Origin of the sequence: Micromonospora sp. NPDC048905 (genome assembly GCF_040649655.1) — a bacterium.
In the GTDB taxonomy this organism is placed as follows: Bacteria; Actinomycetota; Actinomycetes; order Mycobacteriales; family Micromonosporaceae; genus Micromonospora.
This window is the reverse complement of the sequence record NZ_JBEZFV010000003.1, coordinates 127,072-143,222: the sequence shown is the minus strand read 5'-3', so window position 1 is coordinate 143,222 and position 16,151 is coordinate 127,072. Positions and strand designations below refer to the sequence as shown.

15 protein-coding genes are annotated in these 16,151 nt (G+C 71.5%); 9 read left to right on the top strand and 6 right to left on the bottom strand.

The features are described 5' to 3' along the window. Positions 1-105 precede the first annotated feature (105 nt). Genes AB0C01_RS08825 through folP form a run of 4 tightly spaced genes read right to left on the bottom strand, consistent with a single transcriptional unit; the run spans position 106 to position 2,429 of the window. Entirely contained in the window at positions 106-645 is a 540-nt protein-coding gene (locus AB0C01_RS08825; protein ID WP_357252861.1) for a DUF3180 domain-containing protein, read from the bottom strand. A 19-nt stretch (positions 646-664) separates the two neighbouring features. Continuing rightward, positions 665-1,192 (bottom strand): 2-amino-4-hydroxy-6-hydroxymethyldihydropteridine diphosphokinase, encoded by a 528-nt coding sequence (gene folK / locus AB0C01_RS08820; protein ID WP_357252863.1) that lies wholly within the window; start codon positions 1,190-1,192, stop codon positions 665-667. Next, complete coding sequence (folB, locus tag AB0C01_RS08815; RefSeq protein WP_357570780.1) at positions 1,189-1,557, bottom strand: dihydroneopterin aldolase; 369 nt, start codon at positions 1,555-1,557, stop codon at positions 1,189-1,191. The genes folK and folB overlap by 4 nt, the downstream gene beginning before the upstream one ends. After that, positions 1,554-2,429 (bottom strand): dihydropteroate synthase, encoded by an 876-nt coding sequence (folP, locus tag AB0C01_RS08810; RefSeq protein WP_357570779.1) that lies wholly within the window; start codon positions 2,427-2,429, stop codon positions 1,554-1,556. Before folP ends, folB begins: the two co-directional genes overlap by 4 nt. A gap of 355 nt (positions 2,430-2,784) precedes the next feature. Between folP and AB0C01_RS08805 the strand changes: the two genes are divergently transcribed. From AB0C01_RS08805 to AB0C01_RS08775, 7 genes are all read left to right on the top strand, one after another. Beyond that, entirely contained in the window at positions 2,785-3,099 is a 315-nt protein-coding gene (locus AB0C01_RS08805; RefSeq protein WP_074315118.1) for a hypothetical protein, read from the top strand. Positions 3,100-3,111: 12 nt separating this feature from the next. Continuing rightward, positions 3,112-3,474 (top strand): hypothetical protein, encoded by a 363-nt coding sequence (locus AB0C01_RS08800; RefSeq protein WP_357252872.1) that lies wholly within the window; start codon positions 3,112-3,114, stop codon positions 3,472-3,474. A 70-nt stretch (positions 3,475-3,544) separates the two neighbouring features. Continuing rightward, positions 3,545-6,976, top strand: a complete 3,432-nt coding sequence (locus AB0C01_RS08795; RefSeq protein WP_357570778.1) for an ATP-binding protein — start codon at positions 3,545-3,547, stop codon at positions 6,974-6,976. 1 nt (position 6,977) lies between these two features. Continuing rightward, positions 6,978-8,930 (top strand): MFS transporter, encoded by a 1,953-nt coding sequence (locus tag AB0C01_RS08790; protein WP_357570777.1) that lies wholly within the window; start codon positions 6,978-6,980, stop codon positions 8,928-8,930. Further along, positions 8,927-9,484 carry a hypothetical protein gene (locus AB0C01_RS08785; protein ID WP_357570776.1) on the top strand — a complete coding sequence of 186 codons (558 nt, stop codon included), beginning with the start codon at positions 8,927-8,929 and terminating at the stop codon, positions 9,482-9,484. Before AB0C01_RS08790 ends, AB0C01_RS08785 begins: the two co-directional genes overlap by 4 nt. Further along, entirely contained in the window at positions 9,481-10,656 is a 1,176-nt protein-coding gene (locus AB0C01_RS08780) for a M23 family metallopeptidase (RefSeq protein WP_357570775.1), read from the top strand. The genes AB0C01_RS08785 and AB0C01_RS08780 overlap by 4 nt, the downstream gene beginning before the upstream one ends. Before the next feature lie 13 nt (positions 10,657-10,669). Then, positions 10,670-11,269: a hypothetical protein gene (locus tag AB0C01_RS08775; protein WP_357252886.1), complete on the top strand. Its 600-nt coding sequence runs from the start codon at positions 10,670-10,672 to the stop codon at positions 11,267-11,269. 2 nt (positions 11,270-11,271) lie between these two features. Here the strand turns inward: AB0C01_RS08775 and AB0C01_RS08770 are convergent, their stop codons facing one another. Beyond that, positions 11,272-11,829: a hypothetical protein gene (locus tag AB0C01_RS08770; RefSeq protein WP_357570953.1), complete on the bottom strand. Its 558-nt coding sequence runs from the start codon at positions 11,827-11,829 to the stop codon at positions 11,272-11,274. Positions 11,830-12,023: 194 nt separating this feature from the next. Here AB0C01_RS08770 and AB0C01_RS08765 point away from each other — a divergent pair, with 194 nt between their 5' ends. Both AB0C01_RS08765 and AB0C01_RS08760 read left to right on the top strand, forming a co-directional pair. Continuing rightward, the gene (locus AB0C01_RS08765) at positions 12,024-14,621 is read left to right on the top strand and encodes an FtsK/SpoIIIE domain-containing protein (RefSeq protein ID WP_357570774.1); all 2,598 of its coding nucleotides are present in this window, start codon (positions 12,024-12,026) and stop codon (positions 14,619-14,621) included. A gap of 28 nt (positions 14,622-14,649) precedes the next feature. Beyond that, a complete protein-coding gene (locus AB0C01_RS08760; protein WP_357570773.1) occupies positions 14,650-15,369 on the top strand; it encodes a hypothetical protein in 720 nt (239 codons plus the stop codon). Positions 15,370-15,469: 100 nt separating this feature from the next. Here AB0C01_RS08760 and folE read toward each other — a convergent pair whose 3' ends face one another. Then, on the bottom strand, positions 15,470-16,135 hold the full coding sequence (gene folE / locus AB0C01_RS08755; RefSeq protein WP_357253056.1) for a GTP cyclohydrolase I FolE: 666 nt from the start codon (positions 16,133-16,135) through the stop codon (positions 15,470-15,472). Positions 16,136-16,151: the final 16 nt, after the last annotated feature.

Genomic DNA, 16,151 nt, shown 5'->3' with positions numbered 1-16,151 from the left:
GTGGCCGGCCGTCCCCGGTCCGGCGCGCGGACGGGACCCTGGGCGGCCCTTGCTCTCCGATCGCAGGCACCGTACCCGCGCTCGGAGCCGGGCGTAACCCCCTGCTCAGCGCTGGCCGGGGCGACTCTCCCGTGGGTCCTGCTCGTGTTCGTCGTCCGGGCGTTCCGGCACCCGGCAGGAGCGCTCGAGCCACAGCGCGGCGCCGACCAGAGCCAGCGAGGCGAGCAGACCCCCGCCCGCGGCCGGTCGGTCGTCCAGGGCCGCGCGGGTGGTCTCCAGGAACAGCCAACCGGTGAGCCCCGCGTAGAAGCCGGCGAAGATGGCCCCGGCCAACGCCGACGCCTTGGCCAGCACGACGAGGCGGGCGACCAGCAGTGGATCGACCGCGTCCCGGCCGGGCTTGCGTTCGATCCGGCCCCGGGTGTTGATCGCGGCGTACCCCTCGAGCACGGCGAGCCCGGCCAGCGTCACCACCGGCAGCCAGGGCAACCGGGGAACGCCGCTGTAGTAGAGGCTGCTGATCAGCAGCCAGGCCACCGCCGCCGCGGCCAGCGCGGCCACGACCAGTGTCGAAATCCGGGTGGGACCCATTCGGGAGCGGTCCGGGTCGGACCCGCCCGGTGGTGGGGACTTCGCCTGGGTCATGCCGGCCGGCTCCGCTCGGTCATGCCGTCGACTCTAACGCCAACTCCGGCCGGGGACGCAGTTCCAGCGCGTCGTCCGCCGCGGGCCCGGTGGTGAGCAGGTCGGTCAACCAGCCGTGGCCGGGCAGCCGACCGTACGGCTGGATGTCGATCCACGGCCGCAACACGAAGGCCCGCAGGTGCGCCCGGGGGTGCGGCAGGGTCAGCTCCTCCTCGTCGCTGAACACCGGCTCGTCGTCGTCGCCCCAGACCGCGATCACGTCCACGTCGAGGGTGCGCGGCCCGAACCGCCGCCGCGGGTCACGGACCCGGCCGGCCGCCCGCTCCGCGTCGTGAGCCCGCTCCAGCCAGTCGCGGGGGGTCGCGCTCGCGTCCTGGGCGAGCAACACCGCATTGAGGTACGCGGGCTGGTCGGTGTCGCCCCACGGTGGAGTCTCGTACACCCCGGAGAGCACGAGGACGGCGTCGCCGAACGTGGCGACGGCGGTGCGCAGGTGCTCCAGGCGGTCGCCCAGGTTGCTGCCGAGCGACAGTACGGCCCTGGTCATCGGTCCCGCGTCCGGGTCATGGTGACGGCCACGTCGGTGAAGGTGTGCGGCACCGGAGCCTCCGGTTTGTGAACGGTGATGGTGGCGGTGCGCACCCGCTCGTCGATCAGGCAGACCGTGAGGAGTCGATCGGCGAGGGTCTCGATCAGGTTCACGGGCTCGCCGGTCACCACCGCGACCAGGCGTTCGGCCAACTCGCCGTAGTGGACGGTGTCGGTGACGTCGTCGCTGGCGGCGGCGGGGCCGAGGTCCAGCTCCAGGACGGCGTCGACAACGAAGTCCTGCCCCTGTTCACGTTCGAAGTCGTACACCCCGTGCCGGCCGTGTGCCCGCAGGCCGGTCAGGTGGATCCGGTCCGTCGTCATCGCCGTACCTCCTGCCTGTTGTCGTGGTGCGCGCCGGCCAGGCGCGGTCTGCCGGTCGCGACCCAGACGGCCAGGGCGTCGACCGTGGCCCGCACGTCGTGCACGCGAACGCCCCAGGCGCCCGCGGCGACCGCCAGCAGGCTGGTCGCCACCGTGGCCGCCTCCCGCTCGGCGGTCGGTCGTGGGGTGCCGTCCGAGGCGGCGAGCAACCTGCCGAGGTACGACTTGCGGCTGGCACCGAAGAGCAGCGGACAGCCGAGATCCAGCAGCTCCGGCAGACGGGCGCTGAGTTCCCAGTTGTGCGCGGCCGTCTTGGCGAAGCCGAGCCCGGGATCGACGATGAGGCGGTCGGCGGCCACCCCGGCGGCCAGCGCCGCGTCGATCCGTTGGGCCAGCTCGGCCCGGACGTCGGCCACGACGTCGCCGTAGCTGGCCAGTTTGCGCATCGCGCGGGAGTGGCCACGCCAGTGCATCAACACCCAGGGGCAGCGCGCGTCGCGAACCACGCGGGCCATGTCCGGGTCGGCCAGCCCGCCGGAGACGTCGTTGACCACCGCCGCCCCGGCCGACAGGGCGGCCTCCGCCACCCGGGCGCGACTGGTGTCGATGCTGACGGCCACGCCCGCGGCCGTCAGTTCGCGGATGACCGGCAACACCCGGGCGGCCTCGGTGGCGGCATCGATCCGTTCAGCGCCCGGCCGGGTCGACTCGCCGCCGATGTCGATCAGGTCCGCACCGGCGTCGCGCAGACGGACGCCGTGTCCGACGGCCGAGTCGAGGTCGGCGTACCGTCCGCCGTCGGAGAAGGAGTCCGGCGTGACGTTGAGGACGCCCATCACCACGGGGCCCGAGGCCCGCACCAGATCGGTCACGACTAGACGGTACCGGGCGCGGTAGCGGCGCCAACCGACCCGGGTCAGCTCAACCGACCACCCCTGACGTGCTCGTTAGAACAGGTGTACGATCGGTCATCCGGGCAGTATCAGGCCGTCCCTTCGCGGCTTGTCGCAATCCGGGGCGGGCCGTACGCTTTGGAATTGGCCAGCATCGAGATGGCGAAGCTTGGAGGGAGGGCCGAAGCGGGGAAAATCCGCCCAAACCTCGCCACCCTCCGTGGTGAGTAACGAACGCAGGGTCAAGAACGCCATGCCCTGCGAGGCAGATTTCCCGTCCGGCTTGCCTATCGCACCGCCGCGGCACCGCCGGCCGCGCTATGGGGAGGTTCCAGTGATCGCCTTCGAGCTCATGGAGACGGCGTCGTCCGGCGTCGCCCACGCGCTCTCCACCCTGGCGTCGACTCCGCTCGCGGAGCCGGCACCGAAGGGGATCGACACGAACAGTGTGGTCACCTTCTTCGCCAGCAAGATCGCGCCGATCCTGCTCGCCGTCCTGGGCGTCATCTTCATCGGCCGAGCCAGCCGAGGCGAGATCTCCAAGGTGCTGACCAGCTCCGCGATCGCAATCGTCGGGCTCGCCTTCATCGCGGGCGCGGCAACACTCTTCTTCGTCGGCGATTACCTGATCGACCTGATCTTCGAATAGGCGCGTTACCAGATGCGGCTGCGCACCGACGACGACATCTACCGGGCCCGCCTGGTCTACCTCGGGCCGCCCGGTTACACCCTTCCGGTCCACCTGCCCTACGCCCAGTACGGGCTCTTCATGCTGCTGGTCCCCCTCTACATGTTCATCCACTGGCTGTTCACGTTCACGGTCGAGCTCTTTCCGGCCTGGGAGATCGCGCTCGCCATCGTGACCACGTCGTTCATCTTCCGGCACGTCGACCCCGATCGGCCGGCGCGGGTGGTCATCCGCACCGCGCTGACCGACTGGCGACGCACCCGGGAGCCGGCGATCGAGCAGCGCGACCCGCGCCTGGTCGGCAGCCGGATCAGGATCCGGGAGGAGCTGGCATGACCGGGCGTACGTCGATCGGTTCGTTCCACGACGCGGGTGGGAGCCTGCTGCCCTTCCCGAAGGCGGTCGCATGAGTCGCTCGTCCACGCCGGGCTCTCCGGCCGGCCACCCGGCCGTGCCGGCCGGTCACCGTGCGCAATCATTCGACTACGCCGAAGACGAGGACGAGGTAGCGCTCGATCCTGCGCTGGTGACGTCGCCCGGTCACGGTGCGGTGGGCGTGTTCCAGGCGCCCCGGCCGATCCCCCGCCGGACGCCACCCGCCGAGCCGAGCGCGGTGTCGGCGGGCGAGAACGCCGACATCGACTCCCCCTTCCTGGACCTCTTCGGTGGGGCACGGCCCGGTGCCGCGCGAGCCGTTTCGGCCGGTCCGAGCACCCAGGAGCAGCAGGCGATCCCACCGAAGGCGCCGCCGCAGGTCGGCGCGGCGCCGGCCCGTCCGATTCCCGAGCTGGAACCACCATGGACGCCCGACGACCAGGCCCACGGCGGCCCCCGGCCCATCGAGCCACGCCACGGCGGTGGCCACCCGGCCAGCGAGTCCCGGGTGCCGCACCAGGCCGGCGATCGGCTGCCGATGCTCCGCCCATCGGGTGAGCCCAACCGGACTCCCACCACACCACCGGCAGGCACCGGTCCCGTCAGCGGACCCACAGGCACCACGCCGGGACGCCGTCCGACGGCCACCCCGCAGCGTCGCCCAGCGACGCCGGCAGGCCGACCGGCAGCTCCGACGGCCCCGGTCGAACAGCCGGCCAACAGCGGCCCCACGGAACGGCCGGCGCTGGAGCGCGCGCCGCATCGCGCCGCCGACCCTGATCATCGGCCCGAGGACACGGGCACCGAGCCGACCGGCCGGGAGATCGCCCCGTCCCGACAGCGTGCCGCGAGCCGACCGGACCGACCGACCAAACCGACCCGGGTCCGCGCCCCGAAGATCAAATTCGGCGATCGGGACCCGTCGGTCGAGCTGGCCATCACCGAGATCGCCGGTCACCTGACCTTCACCCCCAACACCGTGACCGCCTGGTACTGGCTGCCCGAGGTCCGCTGGGCATTCCGGCCGGACGCCGAACGCGAAGCGCTGTTGTCAGCCATCTCCGAGCAGTACGCCGGCCTGGCGGGCTTCCGGCTGCACCTGCGCCGCACCACCCGGCCGTTCCCCGCCGACGAGTGGGCGCGCACCATCGACGCACACACCCCCGCGCCGCTCGCCGACGTGGCCGGCACCACCGGTTGGGCCGATCACCTGGTCGCCGCCCAGCGGCACCTGATGGCCGTCAACCACGCCGAGGGGCAGACCTATCTGGGCGTCACCTTCGCCCGCCGCTCCCTCGGCGACTCGCTCACCGAGCGGGTGCTGCGCACCTTCGGCCGGGGCACCGCGGAGGGCGAACGCCGCAAGCTGGGCCGCACCGTGGAGCAGTTCGACGAGGTGCTCGGCGCGTTCGGCATGCGCGGCCGGCGGGTCACCGCCCAGGAGTTGGAGTGGCTGCTCTACCGCTCGGTGGCGCTGTGCATGTCCCCGCCCGGCACCCTCTCCCCGGTCACCGACGGGCGCTGGGAACGCGGAGACCTGCTCGCCCTCACCGAACAGGTGGAGCGCTACCGCACCCCGTACGGCTCGACGGTGAAACTCGTCAACCGGATGACCGGCGAGGAACGACACGTCGCCGTACTCGCCGTCGGCCGGATGGAGCCACTGGAGATCCCCGAGCGGCACGAGCCCTGGCTGCACTTCCACGAGCGGCTGCCGTGGCCGATGGAGATCTCCACCCGCGTCGACATCCTCGGCTCCGGTGACTCCTTCCGCAATCTCGAACACCGGCTGCGGATGATCCGCTCGCAGCAGCTCGACTACGCCGAGCACGGCATCGACGCACCCCCGGAGCTGGAGCGACTGGCCAAGCGCGCGCTGGTGATCGGCGACGAGATGACCACCGGCCTGCCGGTCGACTCGGCCCGCGCGCACGGCTGGCACCGGATCGCCGTCGGCGGCCGGACCAGGGAGGAATGCCTGGAACGCGCCCGCCGGCTCATCCAGCTCTACTCCCGCGAGCTGCGCATCTCCCTGCAACACCCGAAGAACCAGGACTGGCTGGCCCGCGAGTTCATCCCCGGCGAGCCGATCGCCAACACCGGCTACGTCCGCCGCATGCCGGTGCCGCTGCTCGCCGCCGCGCTCCCCCAGGCCGCCTCGAACGTGGGCGACCGGCGGGGCGACCTGATCGGGCGGACCGCCGGCACCTGCCGCCGGCCGGTCTTCCTCGACCTGCACTTCCCCATGGAGGTCCGGGAACGCTCCGGGCTGGCGGTCTTCGTCGCCGAACCGGGCGGTGGCAAGTCGACACTGCTCGGCGCGCTGGGCTACCTGGCCGCGCGCCGAGGTGTCCAGGTGACCCTGCTCGACCCGTCCGGGCCGCTGGCCCGCCTCTGCGCGATGCCCGAGCTGCGCCCGTACTCCCGGGTGTTGAACCTGACCGGCTCGGAGCACGGCACCCTGGCGCCCTACTCACTCATTCCCACCCCACTGCGCAGCGAGTTCGCTGCCGGCGCGGCTGGCGACCGGGAGTTCGAGATCGCGGTCTCCAACGCCCGCGCCGAGCGACGGATGCTCGTCCAGGACATCTGCATGATGCTCGTTCCGCCGCAGGTGGCCCGGGAGGCGTCGACCGCCACCCTGTTCCGGCACGCGGTCCGGCAGGTCCCCGCCGAGGAGACGTCCACCCTGGACGACGTGGTGAGCTGCCTCGGCCGTCTGGACGACGACGCCGGCAAGGAGCTGGCCAACCTCCTGCTGGACACCGCCGAGATGCCGCTGGCGATGCTCTTCTTCGGCCGGCCACCGGAAGGGCTGCTCGGTGCCGACGCCGCACTCACCGTGATCACCATGGCCGGGCTGCGGTTGCCCGACCTCAAGATCGAACGGGAGTACTGGTCCGCCGAGGAGGCGCTGGCCCTGCCGATGCTGCACACCGCCCACCGGCTCGCCGTCCGCCGCTGCTACGGCGGATCGATGTCGTCCCGCAAGCTCGTCGGCCTCGACGAGGCGCACTTCATGGAGGGTTGGCGGTCCGGGCGTTCGTTCCTGGTCCGGCTCGCCCGGGACTCCCGCAAGTGGAACCTCGCAGCCCTGGTCGCCTCGCAGAACCCGCGCGACATCCTCGGCCTCGACGTGCAGAACCTGGTCTCCACCGTCTTCGTCGGCCGGATCGCCGAAGACGCCGAGATCGCCTCCGAAGCGCTGCGCCTACTACGGGTGCCGGTCAACGACGGGTACGAAGCCACCCTCGCCTCGCTCTCCGCCGCCGACACCAGCTCGTCCACCCGGCTCGGCTTCCGCGAGTTCGTGATGCGCGACGTCGACGGCCGCGTGCAGAAGGTCCGCGTCGACGTCTCCTACGTCGAAGGGCTGCTGGACCACCTCGACACGACGCCCGCCGCGATCGCCGCGGCGGCCGGCGTGCTACCGAGCATCTCCCTGCCGGATCTGGAGGCGTGACATGGCGAGGGCCTGGGCAAGGATCGCGTCGTTCCTGCTCGCCCTCGGCGTACTGGCCGGGGCCACCGTCACCTGGCCGCTGATCGGCGCGGAGGCCGCGGCCGCACCACCCGCCGCTCAGGCCCGCGCCGACCTCTGCACGACCAAGGAGTGGCAGGCCGACTTCCGCGCCTGCGTGGGGAAGTTGCAGGCGGTCAGCGAGGACGAGGTCAAGTGCCGTAACGCGCCGACCCCGGGCACGCCGGATTCCGGGCTTGCCGGCTGGTTCGCCGGCCGCCCAGAATCCGCTAAGGAGCTTGGGCCGAAAGGGCTCTACAGCGACTACGGCTACGCCGGCTACAGCTATCCGACGTATGACATCCCGGGCGGCTGCGCGTCGTCTGTCCTGCACCCGGACTACAAGTTCACCACGACCGTGGCGAACGGGGAGTTCATGATGGCCACCGCGATCGTGGGGGCCTCCAATGCGCTACGTGAGCGGGCCTGGGATCCGCGATCGATGTGGGGTTGGGCCGACCCGCTGGTGGAACAGGCGACCAAGGCCGTGTACCAGAAGGTGTTCAGCGTCTTCGGCATCGTCACCCTGTGCGTTGTAGGGCTGTACCTCCTCTGGCGGTCCCGCCAGTCAGACATGAGTAACGCGATGACCACCGCAGGCTGGGCACTGCTGGTGATGGTCGCGGTCACGGCGCTGGCCGCCTGGCCAGTAAAGTCAGCAAATATCGCGGACGGCACCCTGGTCACCAGCCTGGGCGTGGTGCACGATGCCGTGGGTCCCGCAGCCCGGGACACCCCACCTGATCGTTGTGCTGTCCCCAATCCGGATGCTTGTGTCGACAAACGGCCCCCCGCCGTACGAGCCAGTGACACGGCCACCGAGGCGATGCTTTACCGGAACTGGTTGCGGGGAGTCCTCGGCTCAGCCGACAGCGAAACCGCCCGTAAGTACGGCCCCGCGCTCTACGACGCCAAGGCGCTGTCCTGGGACGAAGCCGAGAAACTACGCGCCAACCCAGCTACTCGGGAGGCGACGATCACGGCGAAGCAGCAGCAGTGGGCGCGGGTGGCTCAGCAGATCCAGACCGAGGACCCGGAGGCCTATGAATACCTCCAGGGAGTGCGGGACATGGACCGGGTCGGTGCCGGATTCATTGCCGTGCTGGCCTCGGTGCTCTTCGCCATGTTCGACTTGACTGCATCGCTGTTGGTTCTGCTGGGCTTCCTGATCTTCCGGTGGGCGGTGATCGCGGCACCGATCCTGGGCACGGTCGGCCTGCTGCGGCCGGCCAGTGCCGGGCTGCGACGCTTGGCGAACGCTGTTGTCGCCGCGGTCTTCAACATCGCGATCTTCGGCACCGGAGCTGCGGTCTACCTGTTTGCTGTCGATCTGATCATGAGCACGCCCACCCTGCCCGGTTGGCTTCAGGTGGTGCTGGTCTGGCTCTGCGGGGTGGTCGGCTGGCTGTTGCTGCGCCCGTACCGGCGGATCACTCAGCTCGGCGGCAAGGACAGCAGCGAGGCGGTCAGCTCGGCCGGCTCCTGGCACCGTCGGTTCTTCCGGGACATGCGGGTCGCTGCCCGGCTCGATGTGGTGGAGCCCGGCGGCACGGCGGAGCCGGTGGGTGGACGTCGCCGGTCACCGGTCGCTGAGCAGACCCGGTTGCGCCCGGAGGCGCGCAGGGAGGACCCGGTACCGACGCCGACCGCTCCGGCCGGGCCCGAACGCACCGGCGTCACGAGACCGGACGGTCAGGAACGCGCCGATGAGGCCACGAGGGAGGAGACCGGTGGCCAGGGCCGTAAGGTCCCGCCCCAGCCTCGTCGGCGGCAGCCGGCGACCTGGACCGAACCCGACGTGCCAGCCGAGAACCCGTCGTTCGTGGTCTACCGACCGGGCTCCTCTGAGCGCGCGCCGGACCGTACCGGACCTCGGGTGCGCTCCGAGGCCCGGTGACGGCGATGCGACGGGCACTGGAGTTCCTCTTCACCCGGGCGCTACGGTCCCGACTGGGGGTGGCGCTGGTGATCGCGGTGCTCATCCTCGGCGTGATCGGGGCCGCCCGCCTGGTCTCCGGCCCGCCCGGTCCGGCGGACGGACTGAGCAACCGGCCAGACCGCCCGATCACCACCGTGGACCCGACGGCCGGTGACGATGGCGTGATGTCCACCGAGGCTCCGCCGTCACCGGTCACTCCCGCAGGTGCCCGCACACCGGAGCAGACCGCCGACCGGTTCGCCAAGGCTTGGATTGGCCAGCCCGGGATTGCCGCCGATCAGTGGCAGGCCGGCCTGCGTCCGTTGTCGACGGCGGCGTTGACCGAGAAGCTGTCCGGCGCCGACCCCGGCGGGGTTCCGGCCGAGGAGGTCACCGGGCCACCGGAGGTGCGCGCACGCACCCAGACCTTCGTCGAGGTGCTGCTACCCCTGGACACTGGTCGGCTTCGACTGGAGTTGGTCGTCGCCGACGACGGCTGGCTGGTCGACGTGCTGGATTGGGAACGGCAATGACCGCCAGCGGTGACACGCCTCCGCTGCGCCGGCGCCTGCGGATCGGGGTGATCACCACGGTCGTCACCGGAATGCTGCTCCTGCTCTGTTGCACCGGCGGCACGGCCGCGTTCTTCCTCAGCGGGCTCGGTGGCGACGCGGAGAACGGGGACACTTTGGCCGGTTGGGGCTGCGGCCCGATCCGTCCGGTGAACATCACCGGTGACTTGCCGAGGTTCACCGAGTACGGCGACGCACAGGTGCGCAACGCTGCGATCATCATCAAGGTCGGCCAGGATCTGGGCGTGCCCTCGCGAGGCTGGGTGATCGCCCTGGCCACCGCGATGCAGGAGTCCGCCCTGCGTAACCTGGCGAACAGCGGCGTCCCCGAGTCTCTGGCGCTGCCACACGAGGGAGTCGGGGCCGACCACGACTCGCTTGGCCTTTTTCAACAACGGCCTGGCTGGGGGTCGGTCGCCGAGCGGATGACACCCGCGTACACCGCTCGGAAGTTCTACGAGAAGCTCGTCAAGGTACGGAGTTGGCAACGCCGGCCACTGACCGTGGTGGCGCAGCAGGTGCAGATCAGCGCCTATCCGGACGCGTACGCCAAGCACGAGGAGTTGGCCAGCAAACTCGTTGATGCCCTTGCCGGCGGGGCGGCCCGCACCGTCCAGATCAACGGCAAGGCCGTGTGCAACGCCGCCGAGCATGGCGAGATTGCCGCTTCCGGCTGGACCGCCCCGATCCCCGGCGATGTCGGTTCCGGATTTCGGACCGCCGACCGCCCCAGCCACAACGGGGTCGACATTGGGGCGGCCAAGGGCACCGAGATCCGAGCCGCGGCCGCCGGGCGGGTTCTGGTGGCCCGTTGCGACCCGGACAACCAGGGACGACGTAGCTGCGACGTGGACGGGTACCCCGGCAAGGGTGGCTGCGGGTGGTTCGTCGACCTGCTGCACGCTGGCGGCAACATCACCCGGTACTGCCACATGGTGGTCCGCCCCCTGGTCACACCGGACCAAATCGTGCCAGCCGGCGAGGTCATCGGGCAGGTCGGCAGCAGTGGAAACTCGTCGGGGCCACACCTGCATTTCGAGGTGCACCTGCGCGGTGACCGGTCCAGCCGCGGTGCGATCGATCCGATCCCGTTCATGCGCGAGCGGGGTGCCCCGCTGCGCGCTGCCGAGTGAGGCCACCGCGGGCATGACCGGACCTATGCCGGACCCCTTCGCCGACCAGCCCGACTGGGCGCCCCGGCCACCCCGCCCGCTGGCCATGGTTCCCGCCACTGATCGGGTGGAGCTACGCGGGCGGCGGGTGCTCGTCGGTCTACCCGGGTTGGGTTGGCGAGGAGATCTGCGCGCGGACGACCGGGTGGTGCAGAGCGCCCGAACCTATGTGCCGGTGATTCCCGAGCACGAGTGGTACCGAGCCGAGGCCGACCAGGTCGAGGTGTTCGCACCGCTGGTGCCGGTGGAACGGGTCTGGGTGGAGACCGTTGGCAGCCGGCCTGAGTCGGAGAGTCCCCGCGAAACTGGCATTCGGTTGGTCTCGTTGGACGGCCCGGCACACCGGGCTCCCACGCCAGTCTTCGAAGCCGACGCCGTCACCGGCCGCCGGGTGGTGCACGTCGAGGGCGGCTTGGAGCGCCGTGATCTGCGCGCGGTCACCGAGACCTACTCGGGTGCCGAGGGAGACATCTGCGTCCGGATCGCTCCGGAAGTGGAGTGGTACCGCTGGGCCTGGCGTGGCCAGTCGCCCACCACCTTGGAGGTTCCGGTTCATCTGCTTTGGATCGAATGACGTCAGCTTGCCTGCGCACCGCCGCATACTCGCCAGCCATCGTCGCGCTGAGTGTCAAACCGCCAGGGCTGACGATCGCTCTGATTCATGCCGTCCACTCGAGCAGAAATGATCAGCGTGACTTCGACGGCTGCGGCATCGTCCCGCTTCTGGACGCTGAGGCTTCCCCAGCTGACGGCTATTGTGACGCCGAAACGCTTCTCACGTGCGAGTAGATCGGTCCGCAAGGACCTGATCGCCTCCATCTGTGATCCGCCCTCACAGGTGAAGAGGTCTGCTCTCGCGTCATTACGATCGACGAGAAACGCGCGCAGATAGTTGTCGACCACCACGTCGGGAGCGCTGCGGTCTGGGGCGGACGCGCGGTGGTACAGCACAAGGCCGGTAGCGAGCCCGCCGAGGCAGAGCAACGTGAGCACCCCGGCAACGACCGTGAGCATCGTCCGCATTCGGCGGGGCGGCGGCTGCGTCTGTGGCGGCACCGGGGCAGGTGGTAGCTGCTCCGATGATGCCCGTTGGGCCGGTACGTGGGAGACCTGGGAACCGGCGGGGGGCTGCACTGATTCCACCTCCTGACGTTATCGGCTGGAGGCCCCTGAGCCAATGCCCCAGATCCAGCGGATCGTGACGGACCCCTACCCATCGGTGAGATCCACGACATCACCGGCGCAGCACCGTGGCACCTCCCGGAGGAGCAGCCTCGGCTGGGATACCGTCTCTGCTCGGGAGGGGTTGCCAACCTCGGGCAGAGGGGGTGGACGCGGTGGCCGGTCCAAAGGCACGCACGAACCGCGCCGCTGCCCTGCATCGTCGGGCAGCGGCAGTCGCCACCGCTGCCGCCGGAATCTTGGATGAGACGCGACCAGCTCCTGCCGACCAGCGCCGCCAGTACGAGCTGGCCGATCGACTCCGGGTGGCCGCCGCGCGGTTGGCCCCTGGTTGGGCGGGCGCTGCATTGGACTCGCTCACCGTGGACTTCCCGGCGGGTGACGGCCCGCCGCCGTTCGTCCGGGTCGGCACGGCGGCGCCGTTGGACGATGCGCGTTTTCCCGCGTTGGTGCCGCTGGTTGGCACCGGTCATCTGAGCGTGGACGCCGACGCTCGGGAGCCACGGGTGGCGGGGCTGCTCCGGGCCGTACTCCTGCGGTTGTTGGCGGCGACACCGGCGGGTGCGCTGTTGATTCGCGCGGTGGATGCCACGGGTTCGGCGTTGACCCCGTTCGGGGCGCTCGCTGATGCTGGCCTGCTGCCCCCGCCGGCGGTGGATCTGGCCGGGTTGCGCGCGGTGCTGACGGAGGCGGAGCAGTGGGTCACTCCGGGGGCGAGTGGGCGACGTCGGCACGATCGCACGCTGCTGCTCGTGTTCGCCGCTCTGCCGGAGTCGACGGGTCCGACGGATCTGGCGCGGATCGAGGCGCTCGCCGAGCAGGGGCCTGCCGCCGGCCTGCATCTGGTGGTGGCGGGTTGGCCTCCGGCCGGCCCGTATGCGACGCGGGCCGCGCCGCAGCACAGCACCGCGCTGCCGCACAGCACCGCGCTGCCGCACAGCACCGCACTGGCGCTGCGCAACTCGTACGCGTTGCTCGGTGATCCGCCGGGGGCGTCCTTCGCGAGTCCGGGAACGGATCCGCCGGGTGGACTGAACTCGCCGGTCTTCGTCGAGGTGGACCCACCGGTCGAGCTGGTCGACGGGGTGTGTCGACGGCTTGCGGAGCAGGTGGAGGCCGGTTCACGGTTGGGGTTGGCGGCTCTGCTGCCGCCGACGGGTGAGCGTCTCTGGGAGGCGGATTCCGCGGACGGGCTGACCACGACGGTCGGTGATGCCGGGGGCCGGTCGGTGCCGCTGGGTTTCACCGAGCTGACCCCGCACTGGCTGGTCAGTGGACGGTCCGCAGCGGGTCGCGCGGCGTTCCTGACCACCGCGTTGCTGGGATTGGCCGCCCGGTACGGTCCGGACGAGTTGGTGCTCTACCTGGTGGATCTCGCCGATGGTGAGTCGTTCGTGGAGTTTCTGCAGACCGAGCGGGACCGGTCGTGGATTCCGCAGGTGCGCGCTGCCGCGATGGCCGCCGATCGGGAGTACGTCCGGGACCTGCTCGACGAGTTGACGGCCGAGGTGCAGCGCAGGGCGGAGGCTGGGGCGCGGGCCGGCGGTCAACGTTTCGCGGAGTTGCGTCAGCACCAGCCGCTGCCCCGGATCGTCTGCGTGTTGGACAACGTGCCGTTGCTCTTCGTCGAGCGGGACCGGTTGGCCGCTGAGGTGGCCACCCAGCTGGACGGGTTGGCTCGGGCCGGTCGGGCGTACGGCGTGCACCTGGTGTTGGCCGGTGCGGGCGAGTTGGGGTTGAGTGCCCGCGCCGATGCGGGTCACCGGGATTCGGTGCTCGGGCAGTTTCCGGTGCGGGTGGCGCTGCCGGGTGGCAGTCCGGTGTTGGAGCCGACGAACGACTCGGCAGCCGGGCTGCCGGTGGGCAGCGCGGTGGTGAACACCGCAGGCGGGCTCGGCGGCCCCCGGGGCGCGATCCGGGGTCATGAACGGCTGATCCGGCACCCCGATCCGCAGGACCACCCGGCGGTGGTGGAGGGGCTTCGGCACGAGTTGTGGGAGGCCCGACCGGCCGGGTCGGTGCCGCCTGTCGTCTTCGCCGGGTACGCGCGCCCGCTGCTCGGCAACGATCCGCGGTACCGGGCGGCGTTGGCGGGGCAGTCGCACGGGCCGGCCGCCCTGCTGGGCCGTGCGGTGGACGTGGCCCGTTCGACGGTCGCCGTACCGTTGGGGCCGGCGGCGGGTCGCAACCTCGCGGTGCTCGGGTCGGGTGCCGCGGCGGGCGGGTTGCTGGCGACGGCGGCCCGGAGCACCGCGGATCATCACGCGCCGGGCACCGCCCGTTTCCTGGTGGCGGTGCCGGATCCGGGAGCTCGGGCGCTGGCGGAGGCGTTGACCGCGGAGTTGGCCACCCGGCATCCGGCCGAGCTGGTGGATCTGCCGACGCTGCTCGCGGCCCCGGCCGACGACGTGCCGACGTATCTGGTGGCCTTCGGGCTGGACCGGCCGGGCCCCCGGGAGCTGCCGGTGGAGCGGTTGCGTGCGTTGTTACGCAACGGACCGCCGACGGGGAGACACCTGTTGGGTTGGTGGCGCGCGGTGCCCCCGTTCGCCGCGCTGTTCGAGCCGGCGGGCGAGGTCGACAAGTTGGCCGCCGTGGCCGTGCTGGACGTGCCGGTCGCGCAGCTCACCGCGGTCTTTGGTCACGCGGTGGAGTGGCAGGCCCGCCCGGACCGGGCGGTGCTCTGGGACGGTCCGGACGAGCGGGGCACGGTCCTGGTGCCGTTCGCCGACGAGGCCGGGTGATCCAGTGGCGCGGGCAGGGGATGTCGAGATGAGTCCGAAGGCCACGGCGACCGGGCCGGGGCGCCAGCGGGTCGTGGCGTCGACCGGGGACTCCGTCCCGGCGGCGGTCGAGCCCAGCACGGCGTGGGCGGAATACCTGGCCGCGGCCCGCCAGCTGGACGGGGTACGCCGCAGCGCGGCTGCCGCCGCCGGTGAGCAGGCTCGGTCGGCGGAGACCGCCCGGGAGGAGCTGACGGTGGTCCGTACCGGCCTGGCGAGTCAGCAGGAACGGCTGCGCGAGTTGGGCGTACCAGCGATTTCCCTGGTGCCGTCACCGCCGGAGGTGAGCGAGGCGTCCCGGTCGATGGCGGGCGGTCCGGCGGCCGTACTGGCCGCGCTGCGGGCCGCGCGGGGCCGGGCCGAGGCGGCGGACGCCGTCCTGGCGGCGCGGCCCCGGTTCCGGCCGGGGTCCTGGCCGGCGCGGGTGCGCAACCTTCTGGTGTACGGGCCGCTGGCGCTGGTGGTGCCGCTGATCCAGGTCGCGGTGTACGCGGCGACGGGGGTGGGACCGGCCAGTGTGGCCGCGCTGATCTGTGGGCTGCCGATGCCGGCGGTCGCGTTCGTCGCCGGCTGGGTGGGCATTGGGCGGTTGTTCCGGGTGAGCCCCGCCGAGCGACTGGACCGGACGGTGCGTCTCGGCGCGCTGGTGTGTCTGGTGCCGGCGGTGCTGGTGACGGCCGGTCTGCTGCTGGTCCTGCTCGCCGGCTGACCTGCCCGGCTGGTCGGCGCCGGGCAGGAGAGCGGACGGACGGGACGGCGACGGCCGGCCGTCCCCCGCAGGGGTCGGCCGGCCGGGCTGCGTCGGACCGTCAGCGGGGGATGATCAGCGACATTGCCTCGGCTCGCGACTTGGAGTCCGACTGCAGGACGCCGCGCACCGCCGACGTGATGGTCTTGGCACCGGATTTCTGGATGCCGCGCATCGCCATGCACATGTGCTCGCACTCCAGCACGACGACGACGCCGCGGGGGGCGAGTTTGCTCATCAAGAGGTCGGCGACCTGCGAGGTGAGCCGCTCCTGCACCTGGGGCCGGCGGGCGAAGACCTCGACAAGTCGGGCCAGCTTGGACAGGCCGGTGATCCGCCCGTCCGGCCCGGGGATGTAGCCGATGTGCGCGCTGCCGCGGAACGGCAGCAGGTGATGTTCGCACAGGCTCATCACGTCGATGTCCCGGACGATCACCAGCTCTTCGTGGTTGGCCTCGAAGGTGGTGCTGAGCACCTGGGCCGGGTCGACCCGCAGGCCGGCGAAGAGTTCGGCGTACGCGCGGGCGACCCGGGCCGGGGTCTGTTGGAGCCCGTCGCGGTCGGGGTCCTCCCCGACGGCGATCAGGATCTCGCGGACGGCCTTCTCGATCCGGCCCAGGTCGACGGCGTCCTCGACCGGGCGACCGGTCAGCCTGCCGCTGATCAGCCGCGCGGCGACGTAGTCGAGGTCGTCGTCGCCGTCGGGTTCGGTCGCGGAGACGGCCAGCTCCCGGTGCGGGGAG

Bases quoted from the DNA above. Each gene is read 5' to 3' on its own strand.
- AB0C01_RS08825 (WP_357252861.1), bottom strand. From the start codon at position 645: ATGACCCAGGCGAAGTCCCCACCACCGGGCGGGTCCGACCCGGACCGC.
- folK (WP_357252863.1), bottom strand. From the start codon at position 1,192: ATGACCAGGGCCGTACTGTCGCTCGGCAGCAACCTGGGCGACCGCCTG.
- folB (WP_357570780.1), bottom strand. From the start codon at position 1,557: ATGACGACGGACCGGATCCACCTGACCGGCCTGCGGGCACACGGCCGG.
- AB0C01_RS08800 (WP_357252872.1), top strand. From the start codon at position 3,112: ATGCGGCTGCGCACCGACGACGACATCTACCGGGCCCGCCTGGTCTAC.
- AB0C01_RS08795 (WP_357570778.1), top strand. From the start codon at position 3,545: ATGAGTCGCTCGTCCACGCCGGGCTCTCCGGCCGGCCACCCGGCCGTG.
- AB0C01_RS08790 (WP_357570777.1), top strand. From the start codon at position 6,978: ATGGCGAGGGCCTGGGCAAGGATCGCGTCGTTCCTGCTCGCCCTCGGC.
- AB0C01_RS08780 (WP_357570775.1), top strand. From the start codon at position 9,481: ATGACCGCCAGCGGTGACACGCCTCCGCTGCGCCGGCGCCTGCGGATC.
- AB0C01_RS08775 (WP_357252886.1), top strand. From the start codon at position 10,670: ATGACCGGACCTATGCCGGACCCCTTCGCCGACCAGCCCGACTGGGCG.
- AB0C01_RS08760 (WP_357570773.1), top strand. From the start codon at position 14,650: ATGAGTCCGAAGGCCACGGCGACCGGGCCGGGGCGCCAGCGGGTCGTG.